This is a genomic window from Xanthomonas sp. CFBP 8443, from assembly GCF_025666195.1.
GTDB lineage: Bacteria > Pseudomonadota > Gammaproteobacteria > Xanthomonadales > Xanthomonadaceae > Xanthomonas_A.
In genome coordinates this window covers 2,063,575-2,084,673 of sequence record NZ_CP102592.1, presented here as the reverse complement: position 1 = coordinate 2,084,673, position 21,099 = coordinate 2,063,575, and the positions used below count along the sequence as shown (strand labels likewise).

General features: G+C 69.9%; 17 protein-coding genes and 1 tRNA gene. 5 read left to right on the top strand and 13 right to left on the bottom strand.

All coding sequences use genetic code 11. From position 1 onward, the window contains the following. Position 1: 1 nt before the first annotated feature. Together cydC and NUG20_RS08865 are read right to left on the bottom strand one after the other, a co-directional pair. Positions 2 to 1,678: a thiol reductant ABC exporter subunit CydC gene (cydC, locus tag NUG20_RS08870; protein WP_263397981.1), complete on the bottom strand. Its 1,677-nt coding sequence runs from the start codon at positions 1,676 to 1,678 to the stop codon at positions 2 to 4. Beyond that, entirely contained in the window at positions 1,675 to 3,642 is a 1,968-nt protein-coding gene (locus NUG20_RS08865; RefSeq protein WP_263397980.1) for an ABC transporter ATP-binding protein/permease, read from the bottom strand. Before NUG20_RS08865 ends, cydC begins: the two co-directional genes overlap by 4 nt. Before the next feature lie 201 nt (positions 3,643 to 3,843). On the opposite strand from NUG20_RS08865, the gene NUG20_RS08860 reads away from it, so the two are divergent. From NUG20_RS08860 to NUG20_RS08845, 4 genes are all read left to right on the top strand, one after another. Next, positions 3,844 to 5,433, top strand: coding sequence for a cytochrome ubiquinol oxidase subunit I (locus tag NUG20_RS08860; RefSeq protein ID WP_263397979.1), 1,590 nt, complete (start codon positions 3,844 to 3,846; stop codon positions 5,431 to 5,433). A gap of 19 nt (positions 5,434 to 5,452) precedes the next feature. Then, the gene (gene cydB / locus NUG20_RS08855) at positions 5,453 to 6,604 is read left to right on the top strand and encodes a cytochrome d ubiquinol oxidase subunit II (protein WP_263397978.1); all 1,152 of its coding nucleotides are present in this window, start codon (positions 5,453 to 5,455) and stop codon (positions 6,602 to 6,604) included. 34 nt (positions 6,605 to 6,638) lie between these two features. Continuing rightward, positions 6,639 to 6,749 carry a cytochrome bd-I oxidase subunit CydX gene (cydX, locus tag NUG20_RS08850; protein WP_263397977.1) on the top strand — a complete coding sequence of 37 codons (111 nt, stop codon included), beginning with the start codon at positions 6,639 to 6,641 and terminating at the stop codon, positions 6,747 to 6,749. 60 nt (positions 6,750 to 6,809) lie between these two features. Then, positions 6,810 to 6,886 (top strand) — tRNA-Pro (locus NUG20_RS08845). A gap of 368 nt (positions 6,887 to 7,254) precedes the next feature. Here the strand turns inward: NUG20_RS08845 and NUG20_RS08840 are convergent. Further along, entirely contained in the window at positions 7,255 to 9,171 is a 1,917-nt protein-coding gene (locus NUG20_RS08840) for a CocE/NonD family hydrolase (protein ID WP_263397976.1), read from the bottom strand. A gap of 170 nt (positions 9,172 to 9,341) precedes the next feature. On the opposite strand from NUG20_RS08840, the gene NUG20_RS08835 reads away from it, so the two are divergent. Next, a complete protein-coding gene (locus tag NUG20_RS08835; protein ID WP_263397975.1) occupies positions 9,342 to 10,562 on the top strand; it encodes a GGDEF domain-containing protein in 1,221 nt (406 codons plus the stop codon). Positions 10,563 to 10,613: 51 nt separating this feature from the next. Here the strand turns inward: NUG20_RS08835 and NUG20_RS08830 are convergent, their stop codons facing one another. The 10 genes from NUG20_RS08830 to NUG20_RS08785 form a co-directional block, all read right to left on the bottom strand. Continuing rightward, entirely contained in the window at positions 10,614 to 11,861 is a 1,248-nt protein-coding gene (locus NUG20_RS08830; RefSeq protein WP_263397974.1) for a glutamate-5-semialdehyde dehydrogenase, read from the bottom strand. 165 nt (positions 11,862 to 12,026) lie between these two features. Beyond that, on the bottom strand, positions 12,027 to 13,211 hold the full coding sequence (gene proB, locus NUG20_RS08825) for a glutamate 5-kinase (protein ID WP_263397973.1): 1,185 nt from the start codon (positions 13,209 to 13,211) through the stop codon (positions 12,027 to 12,029). 4 nt (positions 13,212 to 13,215) lie between these two features. Continuing rightward, positions 13,216 to 13,473 carry a YciI family protein gene (locus tag NUG20_RS08820; protein WP_263397972.1) on the bottom strand — a complete coding sequence of 86 codons (258 nt, stop codon included), beginning with the start codon at positions 13,471 to 13,473 and terminating at the stop codon, positions 13,216 to 13,218. A gap of 140 nt (positions 13,474 to 13,613) precedes the next feature. Continuing rightward, positions 13,614 to 14,912, bottom strand: coding sequence for an argininosuccinate lyase (gene argH / locus NUG20_RS08815; RefSeq protein ID WP_263397971.1), 1,299 nt, complete (start codon positions 14,910 to 14,912; stop codon positions 13,614 to 13,616). Between the two features lie 107 nt (positions 14,913 to 15,019). Continuing rightward, entirely contained in the window at positions 15,020 to 15,991 is a 972-nt protein-coding gene (argC, locus tag NUG20_RS08810; protein ID WP_263397970.1) for an N-acetyl-gamma-glutamyl-phosphate reductase, read from the bottom strand. Beyond that, positions 15,988 to 16,599: a GNAT family N-acetyltransferase gene (locus NUG20_RS08805; protein ID WP_263397969.1), complete on the bottom strand. Its 612-nt coding sequence runs from the start codon at positions 16,597 to 16,599 to the stop codon at positions 15,988 to 15,990. The genes argC and NUG20_RS08805 overlap by 4 nt, the downstream gene beginning before the upstream one ends. A gap of 5 nt (positions 16,600 to 16,604) precedes the next feature. Beyond that, positions 16,605 to 17,921, bottom strand: a complete 1,317-nt coding sequence (locus tag NUG20_RS08800) for an acetylglutamate kinase (protein ID WP_263397968.1) — start codon at positions 17,919 to 17,921, stop codon at positions 16,605 to 16,607. An 85-nt stretch (positions 17,922 to 18,006) separates the two neighbouring features. After that, positions 18,007 to 19,104, bottom strand: coding sequence for an acetylornithine deacetylase (locus NUG20_RS08795; protein ID WP_263397967.1), 1,098 nt, complete (start codon positions 19,102 to 19,104; stop codon positions 18,007 to 18,009). A gap of 5 nt (positions 19,105 to 19,109) precedes the next feature. Then, the gene (locus tag NUG20_RS08790; RefSeq protein ID WP_263397966.1) at positions 19,110 to 19,553 is read right to left on the bottom strand and encodes a GNAT family N-acetyltransferase; all 444 of its coding nucleotides are present in this window, start codon (positions 19,551 to 19,553) and stop codon (positions 19,110 to 19,112) included. 250 nt (positions 19,554 to 19,803) lie between these two features. After that, positions 19,804 to 21,045: an argininosuccinate synthase gene (locus tag NUG20_RS08785; protein ID WP_263397965.1), complete on the bottom strand. Its 1,242-nt coding sequence runs from the start codon at positions 21,043 to 21,045 to the stop codon at positions 19,804 to 19,806. Positions 21,046 to 21,099: the final 54 nt, after the last annotated feature.

The following is a 21,099-nucleotide window of genomic DNA, read 5'->3' as shown; positions in this document are numbered from 1 at the left end:
GCTACGGCTCGGCCTGCAGTCGCCCCTGCTGCATGCGGTAACGCGTATGCACCACGCCTTCGGGCAGCGCGTCGTGGCTGATCAGCAGCAGGCTGCGTTGGCCCAGCGCCTGGGTCAGGTCGCGCAACAAGGCCTGCGCAGTGTCCACATCGAGGCCTTCGGTGGGCTCGTCCAGCACCAGCAGCGGCGCGTTGCGCAGCAGCGCGCGGGCCAGGGCCAGGCGCCGGGCCTGGCCGGCGGACATGGTCGCGCCGTTCTCGCCCAGCCAGGCGTCCAGGCCGCCGACTTCGAGCAGCCATGCGTCCAGGCGTACGTCGGCGAGCGCGCGTTGCAGTGTGGCGTCGTCGGCGTCGGCCGCGCCCAGGCGCAGGTTGTCGCGCACGCTGCCGGCGAACACCGGGGCGCCCTGCGGCAGCCAAGCGATGCGCTGGTGCCATTGCGCCTGCGCCAGGTCGCGCAGGTCGACGCCGGCGAAACGGATGCTGCCCTGCTGCGGATCCCATAGCCGCAGCAGCAGCGCCGACAAGGTGGTCTTGCCGCTGCCGCTGTCGCCGCTGATGGCGATGCGCTCGCCCGGCGCGATGCGCAGGTCGATGCCATCGAGCACGCACCGGGTCTCGCCGGGCCAGGCGAAGCCGACCGCGTCGAACCGCACCTCGCCTGCCGCGGGCACCGGCTGCAGCTGCGCACTGTCGGCCACCGGCGGGCGCTGCCCGGCGATCGCCTGCAGCCGTTGCGCGGCCACGCGCCCAGATTGCAGCGCCTGCCAGGCCAAGCCGGCACCGGCCCAGACCTCGAGCAGGGCCACGGTCAGGAACAGCAGGCCGGCCGCCTGTTCGGCGCCGATCCGGTCGGCGCGCGCCGCGCCCAGCGCCAGCCACAGCATCGCCAGCAAGCCGAGCGCAGCGCACAGCGCATGCAGCGCATTGCCGCCGATCAGGCGCTGCCGCTGCTGTCGATCCTGCGCGCGCAGGTCGTGCGCGCTGGCGTCCACGCGCGCGATCCAGCCGGCCTGGGCGTCCAGCGCGGCCAGGTCGGCGGCGCCTTCCAGGCCTTCGTAGGCCAGCGTGCGCAAGGTCTCGCGCCGCTGCGCGCGGCGCTGCTCGCGCATGCGCCCGCCGCGCGCGACCACCCACGGCACGCCGGCGCCGATCGCCAACGCCAACAGCGCCAACACCAGCGCCGCCGGCCAATAGATCGCGGCCGCCGCGGCCACGCCGACCGCGCCGACGCCGAGCAGCGCCGCCAGCGGTCCCAGTGCGCGCACCACCATGCCATCGACCTCGCCGATGTCGGACATCAAGCGCGCCAGCAGTTCGCCGGTGCGGCTGGCGCCGAGCCTGGCCGGGGCCAGCGGCAGCGCGCGGCGGAAGAACCACACGCGCAGGTCGCGGGCGATGCGCAAGGTGGCGTCGTGGCCGACCAGCTTCTCGCCGTAGCGCGAGGCGATGCGCGCGAAGGTCAGCGCGCGGATGCCGGCCGAGGGCGAGAAGAAGTTGAAGCCGCTGCCCATGCCGGCCACGCCGGCCAGCGCCGCGGCGGTCAGGAAGCCGCCGGACAGGCCGAGCAGGCCGACCCCGGCCAGCATCGTGCACAGCAACAACAGCGCGGTCAGCAGCAGGCGGCCGTAGTGGCGGCCGAACACGCCGCGCAGGTCGTCGCGCGCGGGACCGCTCATGGCGCCGCTCCGATCGCGGCGTCGGCCGCGGCGCGCGCCGGCAGCCGCAGCACGCTGTCGGCCCAGCGCATCGCCGCCTCGCTGTGGGTAGCGACGATCACGCTGCGGCCGTGGCTGAAGGCGGCCAGCGTGCGTAGCAGTTCGGCCTCGGTCTGCGGATCGAGGAAGGCGGTGGGTTCGTCCAGCAGCAGCAGGTCCGGATCGCGCAGCAGCAACCGCGCCAGACCGATGCGCCGCGCCTCGCCACCGGACAGGCCGAAGCCGCGTTCGCCGATCACGGTGTCCAGGCCCAGCGGCAGGCGCGCGGCGAAGCGCATGACCTGCGCCGCCTCGGCCGCGGCCTGCAATTGCGCGGCACTGGCCTGCGGATCGGCCAGGCGCAGGTTGTCGGCGATGCTGCCGTGGAACAGGTAAGGGCGCTGCCCGGCATAGCCGACGCGCAGCCCGGGACGCAGCTGCAGGCGGCCGGCGCGCGGCGGCAGCCAGCCGGCCAGCGCTTCGAGCAGCGTGCTCTTGCCGCTGCCGCTGGGCCCGACCAGGGCCAGACGCTGGCCAGGCTGCAGGCTGAAGGACAGATCGCGCAACGCATCGCAGCGCGCGCCCTGCGGCCGCAGCGTCACGTCCTCGGCGCGCAGCAGCGGCTGGGTGGGCGCTGCCGGCGTCGCCACCGCTGTGGGCATGGCGGGCAATGAGGATCCTTCAGGCACTGCGCGCGTTGCAGGCACCGTGGGTGCCCCAGCAGATGCTAAAGGTGCTGCAGGTGCCCCGGATGCCGCAGGCACTACGGGCGCTGCAGGCGACGCGGGCGCTACGACTCCATCAGGTGCCGCCGGCGTCGCAGGAGCAGCCAGCGCAGACAACGGCGGCGTCAGCGACGCAGGCGGCGCGGCAACGGACGGCGACGACACGAACGGCGCCAACGATGCCGCCGCATCCGGCAGCTCGCCGAGCAGGCGCTCCACCTCGGCCGCGGCCGCCAGCGCGTTGGCGCGGTCGTGGTAGTGCGCGGCCAGGCGCCGCAGCGGCGCGTAGAACTCCGGCGCCAGCAGCAGGCAGAACACGCCCACGCCCAGCGTCGGCACCGCCGCGTGCAGCGCGATCATGCCCAGGTAGCTCAGGCCCAGGTACATCGCCACCATCGCCACGCTGACCGAGGCGAAGAACTCGAGCACGGTCGAGGACAGGAACGCGATGCGCAGCACCTTCAACGTGCGTTCGCGCACGCCCTCGGCGGCGGCGGCGATGCCGCGCAGCTCGTCCTCGCCGCGGCCGTACAGGCGCAGCAGGCCCAGGCCCTTGAGCCGGTCGGCGAAATGCCCGCCCATCCGTGCCAGCTCGCGCAGCTGGCGGCGCCCGGCGGCCTCGGCGCCCCAGCCGACCAGCATCATGAAGATCGGCACCAGCGGCGCGGTGAACAGCAACAGCAGGCCCACCACCCAGTCGCTCCAGCCGACCGCGAGCAGGATCAGCAGCGGCACCACGCTCACTTCCAGCCGCGCTGGCTGATAGCCGGCGTAGTAGCCGTCCAGCGCGTCGCCGTGCGCCAGCAGCAGTTCGCCCAGCTCGCCGTTGCGCTGGCCGCGCAGCCACAGCGGGCCGCGCTGCAGCAGGCGCCGGTACACGCGCCGGCGCAGCTCGAACTTGGCCGCATCGGCGACGTCGCCGGCGGCGCGCTGCGCGCAGGCGCCGAGCAACGCGCGTACAACCAATACCAGCGCCAGCACGGCGAAAGCGGGCAGCGCCTGCTGCAGCTCGCCACGCTCCACCAGCAAGGCCTGCAGCAGCCAGGCGATGGCGCCGGCCTGCACGATCAACAGCGTCCCGGATAGGCTGATCGCCGCGGCGGCCACCCGTTGCGGCCCACGCGCCGCCGCGGCCAGCGACGCCAGCCAGCGCACGCGCTGCTGCCGCAGGTGCGGCGACTCGGCAGGCGATGCGGCGGACGACTCGGCGGGATCGGTCAAAACGGGCTCGGCGCGGCGAACGGGCCGCCATTGTAAGGCGGCATCCCGGTCGGGGCCGCCGCGTGCCGCCACGATGCCGATCCCGGCCGGCACCGGCATTGATCTGGATCAAGGCCGGATCCGCGACGGAAGCGGAACATCGCCCCCAACCTACCGCCACCCGGCCACCCAGATGCACATTCTCCACGAGGTAGCACAGCCATGATCGACACCACTGTCGTAGAGCTGTCGCGGCTGCAGTTCGCCATGACCGCGATGTACCACTTCCTGTTCGTCCCGCTCACTCTCGGCCTGTCCTTCATGATCGCGATCATGGAGAGCGTGTACGTCATGACCCGCAAGGAGGTGTGGCGGCGCATGACCCTGTTCTGGGGCGTGCTGTTCGGCATCAACTTCGCGATGGGCGTGGCCACCGGCATCGTGATGGAGTTCCAGTTCGGCATGAACTGGTCCTACTACAGCCACTACGTCGGCGACATCTTCGGCGCGCCGCTGGCGATCGAGGGGCTGATGGCGTTCTTCCTGGAGGCCAGCTTCATCGGCCTGTTCTTCTTCGGCTGGAACAAGCTCTCGCCGGTCAAGCACCTGATGGTGACCTGGCTGGTGGCGCTGGGCACCAACCTGTCGGCGGTGTGGATCCTGATCGCCAACGGCTGGATGCAGAACCCGACCGGCGCGGTGTTCAACCCGGACACGATGCGCATGGAGGTGGTCGACTTCATGGCGGTGCTGTTCAACCCCGTGGCGCAGGCCAAGTTCGTGCACACGGTCAGCGCCGGCTACGTGACCGGCGCGGTGTTCGTGATGTCGATCAGCGCGCTGTACCTGCTGCGCGGCAAGCACCGCGACATGGCGCGGCGCTCGTTCGCGGTCGCCGCCGCGTTCGGCCTGGCGTCCTCGCTGTCGGTGGTGGTGCTCGGCGACGAGAGCGGCTACGCCGCCAACGAACACCAGAAGATGAAGCTGGCCGCGATCGAGGCGATGTGGGAGACCGAGCAGGCCCCGGCCGACTTCACCGCCTTCGGCATCCCCAACCAGACCACCGGCAAGAACGACTACGCGATCAAGGTGCCGTACCTGATGGGCCTGGTCGCCACGCGCTCGTTGAACACGCCGATTCCCGGCATCCTGGAACTGGTCGGCCGCGCCGAACACCGCATCCGCGGCGGCCAGATCGCCTACGGCGCGCTGGAGCGACTCAAGGCCGACCGCAACGACGCGCAGGCGCGCGAGGTATTCGACCGCCACTGGCAGGACCTGGGCCACGGCCTGCTGCTCAAGCGCTACCGCGACGACATCCTCAACGCCACTCCCGAGGAGATCTCCAAGGCGGCACTGGACACCGTGCCGCGCGTGCTGCCGCTGTTCTGGACGTTCCGGGTCATGGCCGGCCTGGGCTTCTACCTGATCGCGTTCTTCATCGCCGCGATGTGGTTCTCGTGCAAGCACAACTTCGAGCAAAAGCGCTGGTTCCTGAAGCTGGCGGTGTGGACCCTGCCGGCGCCGTGGATCGCGATCGAATGCGGCTGGTTCGTCGCCGAATACGGCCGTCAGCCGTGGGCGGTGGAAGGCGTACTGCCGACCTTCTACGCCGCCTCCGGCCTGGCCCTGCACGACATCCTGATCACCCTGGCCGGGTTCGTGGCGATCTACACCGTGCTGCTGGTCATCGAGATCAAGCTGATGCTCAAGGCGATCCGCAAGGGTCCCGACGACCTGCCGGCGCTGCTGCAGCCGACCCCGCGCCCCGCCGCGCCCCTTGCCGCCACCGCGGCCGCCGGTCAACTCTGATCCCGGCAGGAGAATGACGATGGACTTCATTGCATTGGACTACACCACGCTGCGCCTGATCTGGTGGCTGCTGCTCGGCATCCTGCTGATCGGTTTCGCGGTGATGGACGGTTTCGACCTGGGCGTCGGCGCGCTGCTGCCGTTCGTGGCCAAAAACGACGCCGAACGCCGGCTGGTGGTCAACACCATCGGCCCGGTCTGGGAAGGCAACCAGGTCTGGCTGGTGCTCGGCGGCGGCGCGATCTTCGCCGCCTGGCCACCGCTGTACGCGGTCAGCTTCTCCGGCTTCTACCTGGCCATGTTCGTGATCCTGTTCGCGCTGATCCTGCGTCCGGTCGGGTTCAAGTTCCGCGGCAAGCTGCCCAGCCAGCGCTGGCGCAACGGCTGGGACTGGGCGCTGTTCATCGGCGGCTTCATCCCGGCGCTGATCATGGGCGTGGCGGTGGGCAACGTGCTGCTCGGCGTGCCGTTCCACTTCGACGACACGCTGCGGGTGTTCTACACCGGCGGCTTCTTCGGCCTGCTGATGCCGTTCGCCCTGCTCGCCGGCCTGCTCAGCGTGAGCATGCTGGTGGCGCACGGCGCGGCGATGCTGGTGCTGAAGACCGACGGCCCGGTGGCCGAGCGCGCGGCGCGCTACGGCAGCGTGGCCGCGCTGGTGGCCTGCGCGCTGTTCGCCGCCGCTGGCGTGTGGGTGGCGATGGGTCTGCCCGGCTATGCGGTGACCTCGCAAGTGGTCACCGACGGCGCCACCAACCCGCTGCTGAAGACCGCGGTGCTGGGCGAGGTCGGCGGCTGGATGCACAACTACCAGACGATGCCGCTGACCGCGCTGGCGCCGGTCGCCGGCCTGCTCGGCCTGCTGCTCAGCGCACTGCTGCTGCACAAGCGCCGTGGCGGGCTGGCGTTCATCGCCTCGGGCACGGCCATCGCCGGCATCATCCTGACCGTGGGCTTTGCGATCTTCCCGTTCCTGCTGCCCTCCTCCAGCCAGCCCGGCTCCAGCCTGACCGTGTGGGACGCCTCCAGCAGCCGCCTGACCCTGTGGATCATGCTGCTGGCCACCGTCGTGTTCCTGCCGATCATCATCGGCTACACCACCTGGGTGTACCGGGTGCTGAAGGGCAAGGTCAGCGCCGCGTCGATGGACGAAAACCCCAACGCGTACTGAGCGCGCTCAACCCGATCGCATAGGAGATTGCACCATGTGGTATTTCGCCTGGATTCTCGGTGTCGGCCTGGCCTCCACCGCCGCCATCCTCAACGGCATGTGGTTCGAGGCCCGCGAGGCGGCCACCACGGACGCCGCGGACTGAAATTTTTTCGCAAAGGATCTTGCCGAATGCGGGTGACCCCCGTATCATGTGCGGCTCCTTCGGGGTGTAGCTCAGTCTGGTAGAGCGCTACGTTCGGGACGTAGAGGTCGCAGGTTCGAATCCTGTCTCCCCGACCAGTTTCAAGGTCACAAGAAGCCTGGAAAACCAACGTTTTCCGGGTTTTTTTGTGCCTGCGGAACGGCGCCGGCGAGGTTGCGCCCCGCGCGCGCCTGCGGCGGCCGGTCACGGGGCAGATGTCATGCCCTGCCCCGCTGCTGAGCCGACACCGCGTGTCCGCACCGTCGGGCGAACACCTCCCAACTCCTGCCCAGCCGATCGTGCAGCCCGTGGACCGGTCCACCGCAGGATCGCGCTCCTCACGATGGCCGTAGCGCGCGCACGTCGGCGTGCCGTGGCAAGGCGCATCCATCTGCTGCGGTCGCGCCGGCGAAGGCGCCACACGCATACGTCCCCGGGCACGCATGATGCGCGCCGGGGACCGCGCTCAACGCACCGGCAGGCTGATGTAGCTGGCCTGCTGCGGCGTGTGCCAGATGCGCTGCGTCGCCTTCTGGTAGTCGCCCGGCTTGGCGAAGTAGATGTTGGGCACGTAGGTCTGCGGGTTGCGGTCGTACAGCGGGAACAGGCTGGACTGCACCTGCACCATCACCCGGTGGCCGCGCTGGAAGGTGTGGTTGGCGGTGGGCAGGCCGAAGTTGTAGGCCAGCGGCTGGTTCGGCGCGATCGGCTTGGGCGTTTCGAAACTTTCGCGGTAGCGGCCGCGGAAGATCGCCATCGACACCGCCAGTTCGTAGCCGCCCATCTTCGGATCGGACGCCATCTCGTCCGGATACACGTCGATCAGCTTCACCACCCAGTCGCTGTCGCTGCCGCTGGTGGAGGCCTGCAGGTTCACTTCGGGCACGCCGGCGATGCTCAGCGGCGCGTCCAGCGGTTCGCTGACGAAGCTCAGCACGTCCGGGCGGCCGTCGACGAAGCGCTGGTCGTGCACCAGCCAGGTGGTCCACACGTCGCGGTCGCCGAAGTCGACCGGGCGCGGCACGAACGGCACCGGCTTGGCCGGGTCAGACACGTACTCTTCGTAGTCGCCCTGCCCGGCCGCCGGCGCGTCGAACGACAGCGTGCCGCCGGCGGCCAGGTACAGCGGCTTGCTGCGCGCCGCGCAGCCCTGCGCGCAGCTGCGCGGCCAGGCCTGCAGGCGATCCCAGTGGTTTTCGCCGGTGTTGTAGATGAACACCGGCGGCGTATCGGCCTTCGGCGCGCCGTCGACCAGGTACTGGTCGAAGAATGGCTTGAGCACGTCGCGGCGGAACTGCAGCGCGGTGTCGCCATCGAACTTCAGCGCGCCCAGCGACGCGCCGTCGTAGTTGACCTGGCTGTGCCGCCACGGCCCCATCACCAGGTAGTTCTTGTCGTTGCCGGCGTCGCGCGGCTCCATCGCCTGGTAGCTGTGGATCGCGCCCCACATGTCCTCCTGGTCCCACAGGCCCTGCAGCCACAGCGTCGGCACCTTGAGCGGCGTGCGCGCCATCACCTTGTCCAGCGCCTGGCCCTGCCAGAACGCATCGTAGGCCGGATGTTCGGTGAGCTTGCGCCACCACGGCAGCTGTTCCAGGCCGGCGGCCTTGGCGTAATCGCCGGCCGAGCCGGCGCGCAGGAAGTTGCTGTAGTCGTCGTGGCCCTGGCGCGGAATGCCGCTGCCCTTGCCGCGCTGGGTGAGCTGGCCGGTGAAGTAGTCGAAGTTGACCTGGCGGAAGGCGCCGTAGTTGAGCCAGTCGTCGCCCATCCAGCCGTCGATCATCGGGCTTTCCGGGGCGGCCACCTTCAGCGCCGGATGCGGATCGGTCAGCGCCATCACCACGGTGAAGCCTTCGTAGGACGAGCCGATCATGCCGACCTTGCCGTTGGATTCGCGCACGTTCTTGACCAGCCAGTCGATGGTGTCCCAGGCGTCGGTGGCGTGGTCAACCTTGCTGCCGTTGAGCGGGCCGCGCAGCGGCCGGGTCATCACGTAGTCACCCTGCGAACCGTACTTGCCGCGGATGTCCTGGAACACGCGGATGTAGCCGCCGTCGACGAACACTTCGTCGCCCTGCGGCAACAGGTCGCGCATGTGCGGCGAGGCCATCCGGCTGGCGCGGCCGCTGGCGTCGTAGGGCGTGCGCGTCAACAGCATCGGCGCATGCTGCGCGCCCTTGGGCAGCACGATCACCGTGTGCAGCTTGACCCCGTCGCGCATCGGGATCATCACCTCGCGCTTGACGTAGTCGTTGCCCTCGGTCGGTGCGACGAAGGTCTTGCCGGTGATGTCGGGGGTCATCGGCGCGGTCTGCGCCTGGGCGGCGGCGGCCAGTGCGGCGGCGATGACGGTGACGAGCAAGCGGGCGGCGATGGGTCGCATGGGACCTCCGGACAGTGAGAAGGCGACTGTAGGCGCAACTGCCGCCCGCGCGGAAGTGTCGCAGCCGCCTCGGTGCGTATGGCGGCTGCGTCGTGAACCTGAAGCGCCAGGCCGCGGCGCGGAAAGGCGTCGGCAACGCGCCCCGCCCGCGTCGGAACAATGGGGGGATAATGGCGTTTTCCGATAAGGCCTGTCTGGCAGCCCGCCAGCACAAGGCCTTCGTTGCCGCCATGGTCGATGTCCCCACGCTGCTCGGCTACACCACCGTGGTGCTGCTGTGCCTGTCGTTGCTGGTGCTGATCGCGCGCCCGCAGGCGGGCAAGCGCCTGTGGCTGGCGATGCCGTTCTTCGCCGGCGCCTGCGGCTGCGCCTTCCTGATCCAGCCGCAGGCGTTTCCCGGCAGGCTCGGCCTGCAACTGGGCGCGTTCTGCATCACCCTCGCCTACGCGTTCGGCTGGCAGGCGATCCGCGCGTTCTACGACCGTCCGCCGAAATGGGGCTGGCTGCTGCTGCCGGCGCTGCTGTGGCTGGGCCTGGCGATCGTCGTGTTCGACCGCTACGGCTGGGCCATGGCCAACGCGGGCTTGCGCGTCGGCTTGGTCTGCCTCTACAGCGCGCTGCCGGCGAGGGAACTGTGGCGCCGGCGCAACGGCGGCCTTCCATCGGCCAAGCTGCTCGCCATCGTGTTCGGGGTGGCCGCAGGGTTGGCGGCGCTGGCGGTGGCCTTCGCGCACTGGCTGCCGCAGCCGTTGGGCGCGGCGCCCGCGCAGACCTGGGCGGTGGTCTTCTACAACGTGAGAATCCTGCTGCACGTGCTGCTGGCGAGCGCGCTGCTGGTGGCCATGCACAAGGAGCGCGAGGCGCTGCGCTACTACGACGACTCGGTACGCGATCCGATGACCGGCCTGTACAACCGCCGCTTCTTCGAGCAGCGCGCGGAGCAATGGCGCGATCGCGGCGCGCGCCGCCGCTCGGTGCTGTTCTTCGACATCGACCACTTCAAGCGCATCAACGATCGCCATGGCCACCGGCTCGGCGACGCGGTCATCGTGCTGGCCGCGCAGATCGCGCGGCGCAGCCTGCGCAAGGGCGACTGGATCTTCCGCTTCGGCGGCGAAGAGTTCGTCTGCGTGCTGCCGGACACCGACCTGGCGCAGGCCAATGCGATGGCCGAACGGCTGCGCCTTGCGTTCATGGCCGATGCCCGGGAAGTGGAAGGACGCCGCATCGACGCGACCATCAGCATCGGCGTGGCGACCTCCGTCGGCGGCGTGCCGCGGATCGATGCGCTGGTGGCGGAAGCCGACCGCATGCTGTATCGGGCCAAGGCCGCCGGACGCAACCGCGTGGTCTCCAGCATCAACCACGATCCGCTGCCGACCGGATCCTAGGCGCGCCGCCTGCCGCGCCATTGCCGCAGCGCAGGCAGGAGGCTGCAGCGATCAGTGCCGCACCTGCCCCGCGCCGCGCACCACGAAGCGCTCCACGGTCAGCGCTTCCAGCCCCATCGGGCCGTAGGCGTGTAGGCGCGTGGTGGAGATGCCGATCTCCGCGCCCAGGCCCAGCTCGCCGCCGTCGGAGAAGCGCGAAGACGCGTTGACCATCACCACCGCCGCGCGCAGCGCCTGCACGAATGCCTCGGCATTGGCCGCATCGGCGGTGGCGATGACCTCGGTGTGGTCCGAGCCGTAGTGGCGGATGTGCGCGATCGCCGCGTCCAGGCCCGGCACCACGCGGATCGCCAGGATCAGGTCGAGGAATTCGGCGGCGTAGTCGGCATCGCTGGCCGCGTCGATGTCCGGCAGCAATTCGCGGCTGGCGTCGTCGCCGCGCAAGACCACCCCGCGCTGCTGCAGCGCCTGCGCCGCCAGCGGCAGGAAGCGCGCGGCGACATCGGCGTGCACCAGCAGCGTCTCCAGCGAATTGCAGGCGGCCGGACGCGTGGTCTTGCCGTCCACCAGCAGCTTCACCGCCAAGTCCAGGTCCGCCGAGGCGTCCACGAACAGATGGCACACGCCCTTGTAGTGCTTGATCACCGGCACCCGCGCATGCTCGGCGACGAAACGGATCAGACCCTCGCCGCCGCGCGGGATCGCCAGGTCGACGATGTCGTTGAGCTGCAGCAGTTCCAGCATGGTCTCGCGGCGCAGATCCTGCACCAGGGTCAGGGCGTCCTCGCCGATTCCGGCCTCGCGCAGCGCGCGCCGCAGCGCCGCGGCGATGGCGGTGTTGGAACGGATTGCTTCGGAGCCGCCGCGCAGGATCACCCCGTTGCCGGCCTTGATGCACAGCGCCGCGGCGTCGGCGGTGACGTTCGGGCGCGCCTCGTAGATCATCGCGATCACGCCCAGCGGCACCCGCACCTTCTGCACGCGGATGCCGTTCGGGCGCACGTCGTCGCGGGTGACTTGGCCGACCGGATCGGGCAGCGCCGCGACCTCGCGCAGCGCCGCGGCGACACCGGCCAGGCGCGTGCCGTCCAGCGCCAGCCGATCCAGCATCGCGCTGCCGACGTCCCTGGCCCGCGCCGCCTCCAGGTCGCGCGCATTGGCGGCGAGGATCGTTTCCGCGTCCGCGTCCAGCGCCGCCGCCATCGCCTCCAGCAAGGCCTGCTTGGCCGCCGAGGACAACTGCGCCAACGCCTGCGCGGCGTCGCGGCATTGCAGGGCTTGGGATCGGATCGTGCTCATGGATGGTTCCAGTTTGCTCGGGACTCGGGACTCGGGACTCGGGAAGGCTGTGCGGGCGATCGGGATTGTCAAGCCGTCGGAGCGGAACGCATCGCCATTTTCGCGATCGCTGCGAGCACGCCACGCGATTCCTTTTCCGCGCGACGTCGCACCGGTCTCGCGCGCTTACGTCGAGTCCCGAGTCCCGAGTCCCGAGTCCCGAATAACAACCAGATCGTCGCGGTGAATCACATTCTCCCCATAGTTGTACCCCAGGATCGATTCGATGTCGCGCGAGTGGCGGCGGGCGATGCGGCGCACGTCGGCGGCCGAGTACTGGCTGACGCCGCGCGCCAGGCAGCGTTCGCCGGCGGCGTCGCGCAGGCGCACTTCGACCATGTCGCCGCGGCGGAAATCGCCTTCGGCACCGACCACGCCGCCAGGCAGCAGCGAGGCGCCCCTGTCGGCCAGCGCGGCGGCGGCGCCGGCGTCGACCAGGATCGCGCCGGGCTCGACCGGCACCTGCCGCAGCCAGTACTTGCGCGCGGCGATGCGGGTGCGCGCGGGATGGATGCGGGTGCCGCGCAGGCGGTCCTGGGCCAGGCCGCGCACCACCTCGGCGCTGCGGCCGTTGAACAGGTAGGTCTCGATGCCGGCGGCGCCGGCCCTGGCCGCGGCCTCCAGCTTGGTGCGCATGCCGCCGGTGCCGACGCTGCTGCCGCTGCCGCCGGCCATCGCCAGCACCGCCGCGGTCAGTTCGGTCACCTCGTCCAGCGGCTGCGCGTGCGGATCGCTGCGCGGGTCGGCGGTGTACAGGCCGTCGATGTCGGTGGCGATGAACAGCGCGTCGGCATCGACCAGCGCGGCGACGATCGCGGCCAGGTTGTCGTTGTCGCCGAGCTTGAGTTCGTCCACCGACACGGTGTCGTTCTCGTTGACCACCGGCAGCGCGCCCAGCCGCAGCAGTTCGCCCAGGGTGGCGCGCGCGTTGAGGTAGCGGCGGCGGTTGCGCAGGTCGTCGTGGGTCAGCAGCACCTGCGCCACCGGGCGCTCGAAGAAACGCTGCCACAGCGCGATCAGCTGCGCCTGGCCGAGCGCGGCCAGCGCCTGCCGCGCGGCGATCGCCGCGCCGGCTTCGGCGGCGCGCGGCAGAATCGCGCGGCCGGCGGCGACCGCGCCGGAGGACACGATCACCAGTTCGCGCCCGGCCGCCAGGTTGGCGGAGACGAACTGCGCCAGCCCCAGCGCGAAGCGCGGCGACAGCCCGCCACCGCCGTCGGCGGCGAGCAGGCTGCTGCCGACCTTGAGCACCGCGCGCCGCCACGGCGGCAGGCGTTGCTCGGCGAAGGGCGATGGCGTCTGCGGGGTCATGGGCTCAGCGCGTGTTCCATTCGTGGACGGTGAGTTCGGAGCAGTCGTGGATCGCCAGCGGATCGGCCGCCACGATCGCCTGCGCCTGTGCCAGGTCGTCCACGCCCTGCAGCAGGTAGGCGCCGCCGCTGCGGTCGCTGAAACCGCCGGTCAGCGCCAGCAGGCCGCGCTCGCGCAGTGCGTCGAGGAAGGCCAGGTGCGGGGCGACCACGGCCTCGTCGAAACTCGGTTTGCGCATCGCCAGAACCAGGTAGTGCTTCATCCTACGGTGTTCCTTGTGCATCGGTTCGAATGTTCGGCATTTTCGCCGCGCACCGCGGCGAACGCTCTTTGCAGGAGGGGCTTCAGCCGCGACGCCTTACCGGTAACCGCGTTGGGGCTGAAGCCCTCCTACAGGATGGATCAAGCGTCCAGCGCCTGCCAGCGCGCCTGCAGTTCGACCAGGCGCAGGTCGGCGGCGGCGCCGGGCGAAACCCGCGCGGCCAGGCTGCCTTCCGGCGTGCGGCCCTGCCCTGCGCTGTCCGACGCGGCGGCGGCGGCCTGGTAGGCCTCGCGGAACGGCACGCCGGCCAGCGCCGCTTCGACCGCGACGTCGGTGGCGTACATGCCCGAGTCGATCGCCGCGCGCAGCCTGTCTTCGCGCCACTCCAGGTTGGCCAGCAATGCCGGCAGCAGCTCCAGCGCGGCCAGGCCGCGGCCGAAGCCGTGGAAGATCGCGCCCTTGCTGCTCTGCAGGTCGCGGTGGTAGCCGGACGGCAGCGACAGCAACTGCTCTATCTCGGTGCGCGCGGCGGCCACGCTGGCGTGGGTGGCGCGCATCAGTTCGATCACGTCCGGGTTGCGCTTGTTGGGCATGATCGAGCTGCCGGTGGTGTACTGCGCCGGCAACGCGACGAAGCCGAACTCGCCGCTGGTGAACAGCGACAGGTCCCAGGCCAGCCGGCGCAGGTCCAGGGTCGCGCTGCCCAGCGCTTCCAGCGCGGCCATCTCGAACTTGCCGCGCGACAGCTGCGCGTAGATCGGGCTCACCTGCATGCGCGCGAAGCCGAGCGCGGCGGTGGTGTGTTCGCGGTCGAGCTTGAGGTTGACGCCGTAGCCGGCGGCGGTGCCGAGCGGATTGGCGTCGATCAGGCGCAACGTGTCGCTGGCGCGGATCGCATCGTCGATGAAGGCTTCGGCCCAGCCCGCCCACCACATCCCGGCCGAGGACACCACGGCACGCTGGATATGGGTGTAGCCCGGCAGCGGCAGCGCCTGCTCGGCCTGCGCGCGGTCCAGCGCGACCTTGGCGATCTCGCGGCTCAGCTGCGCCAGTTGCGCCAGCCGTTCCTTCAGCCACAGCCGGGTGGCGACCAGGATCTGGTCGTTGCGGCTGCGCCCGGTGTGGATCTTGCGGCCGGCATCGCCCAGGCGCTCGGTCAGCCGCGCCTCGATGGCCGAATGGCCGTCCTCGAAACGCTCGTCGAGCACGAACGCGCCGCTGCGGAAATCCTCGGCCAGGATCGCCAGCTCGCGCTGCAGCCCGGCCAGTTCGTCGGCCGACAGGATGCCGATGCGCTGCAGGCCTTCGGCATGCGCGCCGCTGGCGGCGATGTCGTGCAGGAAGAACTCGCGGTCCAGGATCACGTCGTCGCCGGCCAGGAAGGCCTGGATCTTGGCGTCGACGGCGACGCCGGGTTTTTGCCAGAGCAGGTTGGTCATTGGGGGTCCTTATGGGGACCGGGGACCCGGGACCGGGGACCCGGAAAAGCAGGAGCGCGTGCTCTTGCTCTTCCGGGTCCCCGGTCCCCGGTCCCCGGTCCCGTTGATCACAGCGGGATCGCGGTCAGCTCGTCCAAGCCGAGCGCCAGGTTCAGATTCTGCATCGCCTGCGTCGCCGCGCCCTTGAGCAGGTTGTCCAGGGTCGCCACCAGCACCAGGCGCTTGTTGCCCGGGGCCAGGGTGAAGCCGCCGATCTGCACGCCGTGCCTGCCGGCGATGCGGCTGACCCATGGCGCTTCGTCGAGTACCTCGATCAGCGGTTCGCCGGCGTAGCGCTCGCGGTAGCGGCGCTGGATCGCGTCCAGCGCCAGCGGTTGCTGCAGCCACAGGTTCACGGTCATGGTGATGCCGCGGAAATGCGCCGCCACGTGCGGCATGAACTCCACCGGCACGCCCAGTTGCGCGGACACTTCGCGCTCGTGCATGTGGTCGGTCAGTGCGTACGGCATCAGGTTGTCGCGCAGCAGCTCCGGGTTGTTCTTGTCCGACGGCGTGGTGCCGGCGCCGGAATAGCCGGACACGCCGAAGCACTGCGGCGGGCCGGCCAGCTGGTCGAGCAGCGGCGCGATCGCCAGCTGCATCGCGGTGGCGTAGCAGCCGGGATTGCTGATCCGCTTCTGCCCGGCGTAGCGGTCGCGGGTCAGTTCCGGCAGGCCGTAGTACCAGGCCGGATCGAAGCGGTAGTCGGCCGACAGGTCGACCACGACCGGATCGACCGCGGCCGGATCGGCGGCCAGCGCCGCATCCAGTGCGGCGACGTAGGGCGCGGCCTTGCCGTTGGGCAGCGCCAGCACCACCGCGTCGGCCTGCTTGGCCGCGACCGCGTCGGCGTCCAGGTTCTCGTAGCGCAGCTCGCCCTGGTAGGCGCTGCTGTGCTCGGCCACGCGCTGACCGGCCAGCTCGCGCGATGAGACGAACGCCAGCTGCAGCTGCGGATGCGCGGCGACCAGCTTGATCAGTTCGGCGCCGGTATGGCCGCGCGCGCCGACGATGCCGACGCCATAGGTCTTGGTAGTCATGTATGCGAGTCCAGGCGGAACTGCAGGTGGCGTTTCACCCCGGCCCATTCCGTGTCGATGATGGAGAACACCACGGTGTCGCGCGGGGTGCCGTCGGCGTGGCGCTTGTGGTTGCGCAGCACGCCGTCCTGCTTGGCGCCGAGCCGGGCGATGGCGGTGCGCGAGGTGTGGTTGAACCAACTGGTCTCGAAGCCGACGCTGATGCACTGCAGGGTCTCGAACGCGTACTGCAACAGCATGCGCTTGACCTCGGTGTTGACTCCGCTGCGCTGCACCCGCGGCGCGTACCAGGTGTAGCCGATCAGCAGCGTCGGCACCTCGGCGTCGAGCCCGTAGAAACGCGTGCTGCCGACCACCGTGCCGGCCGTATCGCGCACCACGAACGGCAGCACGCGGCCCTGCGCCTGCGCGTCCAGCGCGGCGGCCACGTAGCCCTCGACCTTGTCCGGCGCCGGCACGCTGGTGTACCAAAGCCGCTCCAGGCCGCTGCCGTGCAGCGCCGTGCGCAAGGCGTCGGCATGCGCGGCCTGCAACGGCTCCAGCGACGCATGCAGGCCCTGCAGAGTCGGCACCTCGCGCCACAGCGCAGGCAGCAATTCCAGGCTCATCGCGCTCAGCCCAGCAGGGTCGGCGTGCGGGTGGCGCAATGCGCCACGCAGTGCTGGATCTGCTCGAAGTCCTCCAGCCCGTACCAGAACACCTTCCACTTCTCCTGCTTGAAGCAGCCGTCGGACTCGGCGTAGTAGAAGATGTTGACCTGGTTGTTGTGGCGCGAACGCCAGAACAGCTGCGGGGTCTCCTCGCGCATCACGTTCCACACCGCGCGGCCCAGGCCCTCGCCCTGCGCGTCGTCGAGCACCGCGAACTTGTCCAGGTAGGTGTAGCCACCCTCGTCGGTGAGGATCACTGCGGCGCGGTAGTTCTCGCTGACATAGGCGCGCAGCAGCCGGGTCTTGTCGAAATAGTCCGGCACCAGGGTGCGGCCGAAGCTGGATTCGATCAGCGACTGCAGCCGCGGCGTATCCAGCTCGCTCCACGCCGTGGCGCGCAGCACCTTCTCGCCGCGCCGCACCAGCGTGCCCGAGCCCTTGTGGGTGAACAGCTCCTTGGCCAGGTCGGCCGGGCGCGTGATCGACACCGACGACTCCAGCGGCAGCCGGTCCAGCAGGTCCTTGATCTGCTCGATCTTGACTCGCATGCCGCCGTTGATCCACGGCTGCTGCATCAGGGTGTCGTATTCGGTGGACAGGTTGATCGAGTCGATCACCCTGCCCTGCTCGTCGAGCAGTCCGCCGGTGCCGGTGAGGAAGATGATCTTGTACGGCTGCAGTTCCTGCACCAGTTCGTTGGCGGCGAAATCGGCGTTGATGTTGAGGATCTGCCCGCTCGGGGTTTCGCCCAGGCTGGTGATCACCGGGATCGAGCCGGCCTGCAGGCTGGCCTCGATCGGCGCCAGGTTGACCGCCTTGACCTCGCCGACCAGGCCGTAGGTGTCGCGGTCCAGGTACTGCGCCTCGAACACCCCGCCGGTGATCGAGGTGGCGCGCGCGCCGTTCTGCTGCAGCGCCTCGACCAGCTTGAGGTTGGAGGCCTGGAACACCTTGCGCACGATCGCCAGCGCTTCGGGCGAGGTCACGCGCAGGCCGTTGACGGTCTGCTTCTCGATCCCGGCCGCCGCCAGTTCCGCGTCCAGCTGCGGACCGGCGCCGTGCAGCACGATCGGTGTCAGCCCGACTTCCTGCAGGAACGACAGCGACGAGGTCAGCGCCTCCAGGTCGTCGCGCAGCACCGCGCCGCCGACCTTGACCACGGCGAAGCGCTTGGCGTCCAGCTGCGAGAAGCGCTTGAGGTACTGGCTGATCTCCTTGGCGCTGGCCATGCTCGAGAGCAGGCGGACGATGGTCTGGCGGGTTTGCTTGTTGGCGTGCATGGCGGCGATGGCAGTTCCGAAAGAATCCAGATGAACGGGTGTGGGCAGCCCAACGGCGCGGGCCAGGAACGGGACGAAGCGCGGCTCAGCGCGCGCCGTTGATGATGCGGTCCACCGACGTCGCGTAACGCTGCAGTTGCTCCAGCGTCACGAACTCGTCGGCCGTATGCGCCTGAGCGATGTCGCCCGGGCCGTAGACCAGGGCGATGTAGCCGCCGGCCGAGAACAGCGAGGCTTCGGTCCAGAAATCCACCGCATTGCCGATCGGCAGGTGCAGCGCATCGGCGACGTCGCGCGCGGCCAGGCGCTTGTCCTCGGCGTGCGCGATGTCCCCGCTCGGCAGGCTCGGCCCGCGGAAGGTCTCCTCGAACTGCGCGGCGGCCGGATCGGCGAAACCGGCGAAGGTCGCCAGCAGCGCATCCACGTCCATCGACGGCAGCGGCCGGAAGCCGAAACGCAGCTCGGCCGCCGGCGCGATCATGTTGGCCTTGATGCCGCCTTCGACCCGGCCGATGTTGAAGCGCAACCCGGTCAGGCCGCCGAAGCGCGCATGCGCCAGCGTCTCGACATGGTCCAGCGCCCGCGCGCCCCAGCGCATCGCCTGGTGCAGCGCGCTGGCCGACGGATCCTGCTTGCCCGACGCATGCCCGGCGCGGCCGGCGAAGCGCATCAGCACCGAACTGATGCCGCGGTGCGCCAACACCGCCTCGCCCATGGTCGGTTCGGCCACCAGCACCGCTTCGTAGGGAATGGCGCGCGCCAGGAACGCGGCGATGCAGCGCGGATCGTTGGCCTCCTCGTCGCTGGAGAACAGGAACGCGGCATCGCCGTCGCCGGCATTGGCCGCGGCCAGCAGCGCCGCGGCCGCGCCCTTGATGTCGCACACGCCCAGGCCGACCACGCGGTCGTCGCTGCGGCGCATGACGTGCGGGTCGGCGCTCCAGTGCGGCGAATCCGGCACCGTGTCCAGGTGCACGTTGAACAGATACTTCGGCGTGCCGCGCACCGCGTACAGGCTGACCGCACCGGCGCCGTGATCGATGACCTCGACCTGGAACCCGGGCAGCTGCGCGCGCAGATAGTCGAAGATGCCATCGGTGCCGATCGCGCGCGGCGGATTGCGGGTGTCGAAGGACACCAGCTGCTGCAGGTGCGCGAGGGTGGGTTCGAGCAGATCGGTCATGGCGGTCAGGCAGCCGGGGTGCTGGTGCGGTAGAGGTCGGGATGGGCGATTTCCATCAGCGACTGCGGACGCGCCGGCGCGGCGAAGCCATGCTGGGCGTACAGCGCATGCGCGTCGGAAGTGGCGAGCATGAAACGGCGCAGCCCCTGCAGCTGCGGATGCGCCATCACCGCGGCGACCAGCTGCTTGCCGTAGCCGCGGCCGCGGTAGGCGTCGAGCACGAACACATCGGCCAGGTAGGCGAAGGTCGCGCCGTCGGTGATCGCCCGTGCGAACGCCACCTGTCCCGCGCCGGCGACATGGCCGCCGAAGCACAGCGAACCGGCGATCGCCCGCTGCACCGTGTCCAGTGGGATGCCCAGGCACCAATAGGCCTGCTCGCTGAGGAAGCGATGGATCAACGGCAGATCCAGGTCCTGCTTGTCGGTGCTGATGCGCAGTTGGCTCATGGATTAATCGCAACAGATCCTTCTCCCACCGGGAGAAGGTGCCCCGAAGGGGCGGACGAGGGGCGCCTCAAGAAATTTCGAGAAGCAACCGGGACGAACGCGTCGCCACGCGCCCGTATGGAGAACAATGGAAGTAGGCGTTGCAGTGGTTCCCCATGGCTGGCGCGTGGCGACGCGTTCATCATGAGGGTCCCGAAGCTTTCCTGCGGCGCCCCCAACCCCTCTCCCGACGGGAGAGGGGCTTTGAGCTTCAGCGATTGACCTGGGCGTACAACGTCGAGCTCATCCCGAACAGCTTGATGAAGCCTTCCGCCTCGGCCACGCCCCAGTCCGCCGACTGCGCATAGGTCGCGCCCTTGGCGTTGAGCAGGTGCGGCGACTTCACCGCCACCGCATCGACGCGGCCGCCGCGGGTCTCCAGCGTCACCTCGCCGTTGACCTTGGCCTGCGAGGAATCCAGGAACGCCTCCAGGTCGGTCTTCAACGGATCGTGATAGAAGCCTTCGTAGACCAGCTCCACCCACTTGCGCGCCACGTCCGGCTTGAAGCGGTTCTGCTGCTTGGTCAGCACCGCGTCTTCCAGCGCGCGGTGCGCGGCCAGCAGCGCGATCAGGCCCGGCGCCTCGAACACGATGCGGCCCTTCAGCCCGATCACGGTGTCGCCGGTGTACATGCCGCGGCCCACGCCGTACGGGGCGAACAGCTTGTTGAGCTTGGCCAGCAGCTTGGCGCCTTCCAGCGGCTTGCCGTCCACCGCCACCGCTTCGCCGTGCTCGAACTTCACCGTCACCGTCAGCGGCTCGATCGGCCATGCGCTGCGCGGCGCGCACCAGCCGCGGGTGCCCTCGCCCGGCGCTTCCCAGCGGTCGATCTCGCCGCCGGACATGGTCACGCCTAGCAGGTTCTCGTTGATCGTGTAGGCCTTCTGCTTGGCGCGCACGCCGAAGCCGCGCTCTTCCAGGTACTTCTGCTCGTAGGCGCGGGTCTGGGTGTGCTCCTTCTGGATCTCGCGGATCGGCGCCACGATCTCGTAATCGCCCAGCGCCTTGACCGCCAGGTCGAAGCGCACCTGGTCGTTGCCCATGCCGGTGCAGCCGTGCGCGATGACCTTGGTGCCCAGCTCGTCGGCGCGCTTGAGCGCGGCATCGACGATCAGGTAGCGGTCGGACACCAGCAACGGGTACTGGCCCTGGTAGCCCTCGCCGGCCCACACGAACGGCTTGACGAAACCGCTCCAGATCGCCGGGCCGCCATCGACGGTGACGTGGCTGGCCGCGCCCAGCTCGGCGGCGCGCTTCTCGATGAAGTCGCGCTCCTCGTCGTCCACCCCGCCGGTGTCGGCGAACACCGTGTGCACGGCGTAGCCCTTGTCCTGCAGATAGGGAATGCAGAAGCTGGTGTCCAGGCCGCCGGAGAAGGCCAGCACGATGTCCTTGGTGCCGGGAGTGGAGATTGGGGATTCGGGATTCGTAGAAGCGGTTTGCTGCGACATGGGGGAGTCTCTCTGCGGTTGACTAAATTAAGAGCGGGAAGGGAGGTCGCCGTT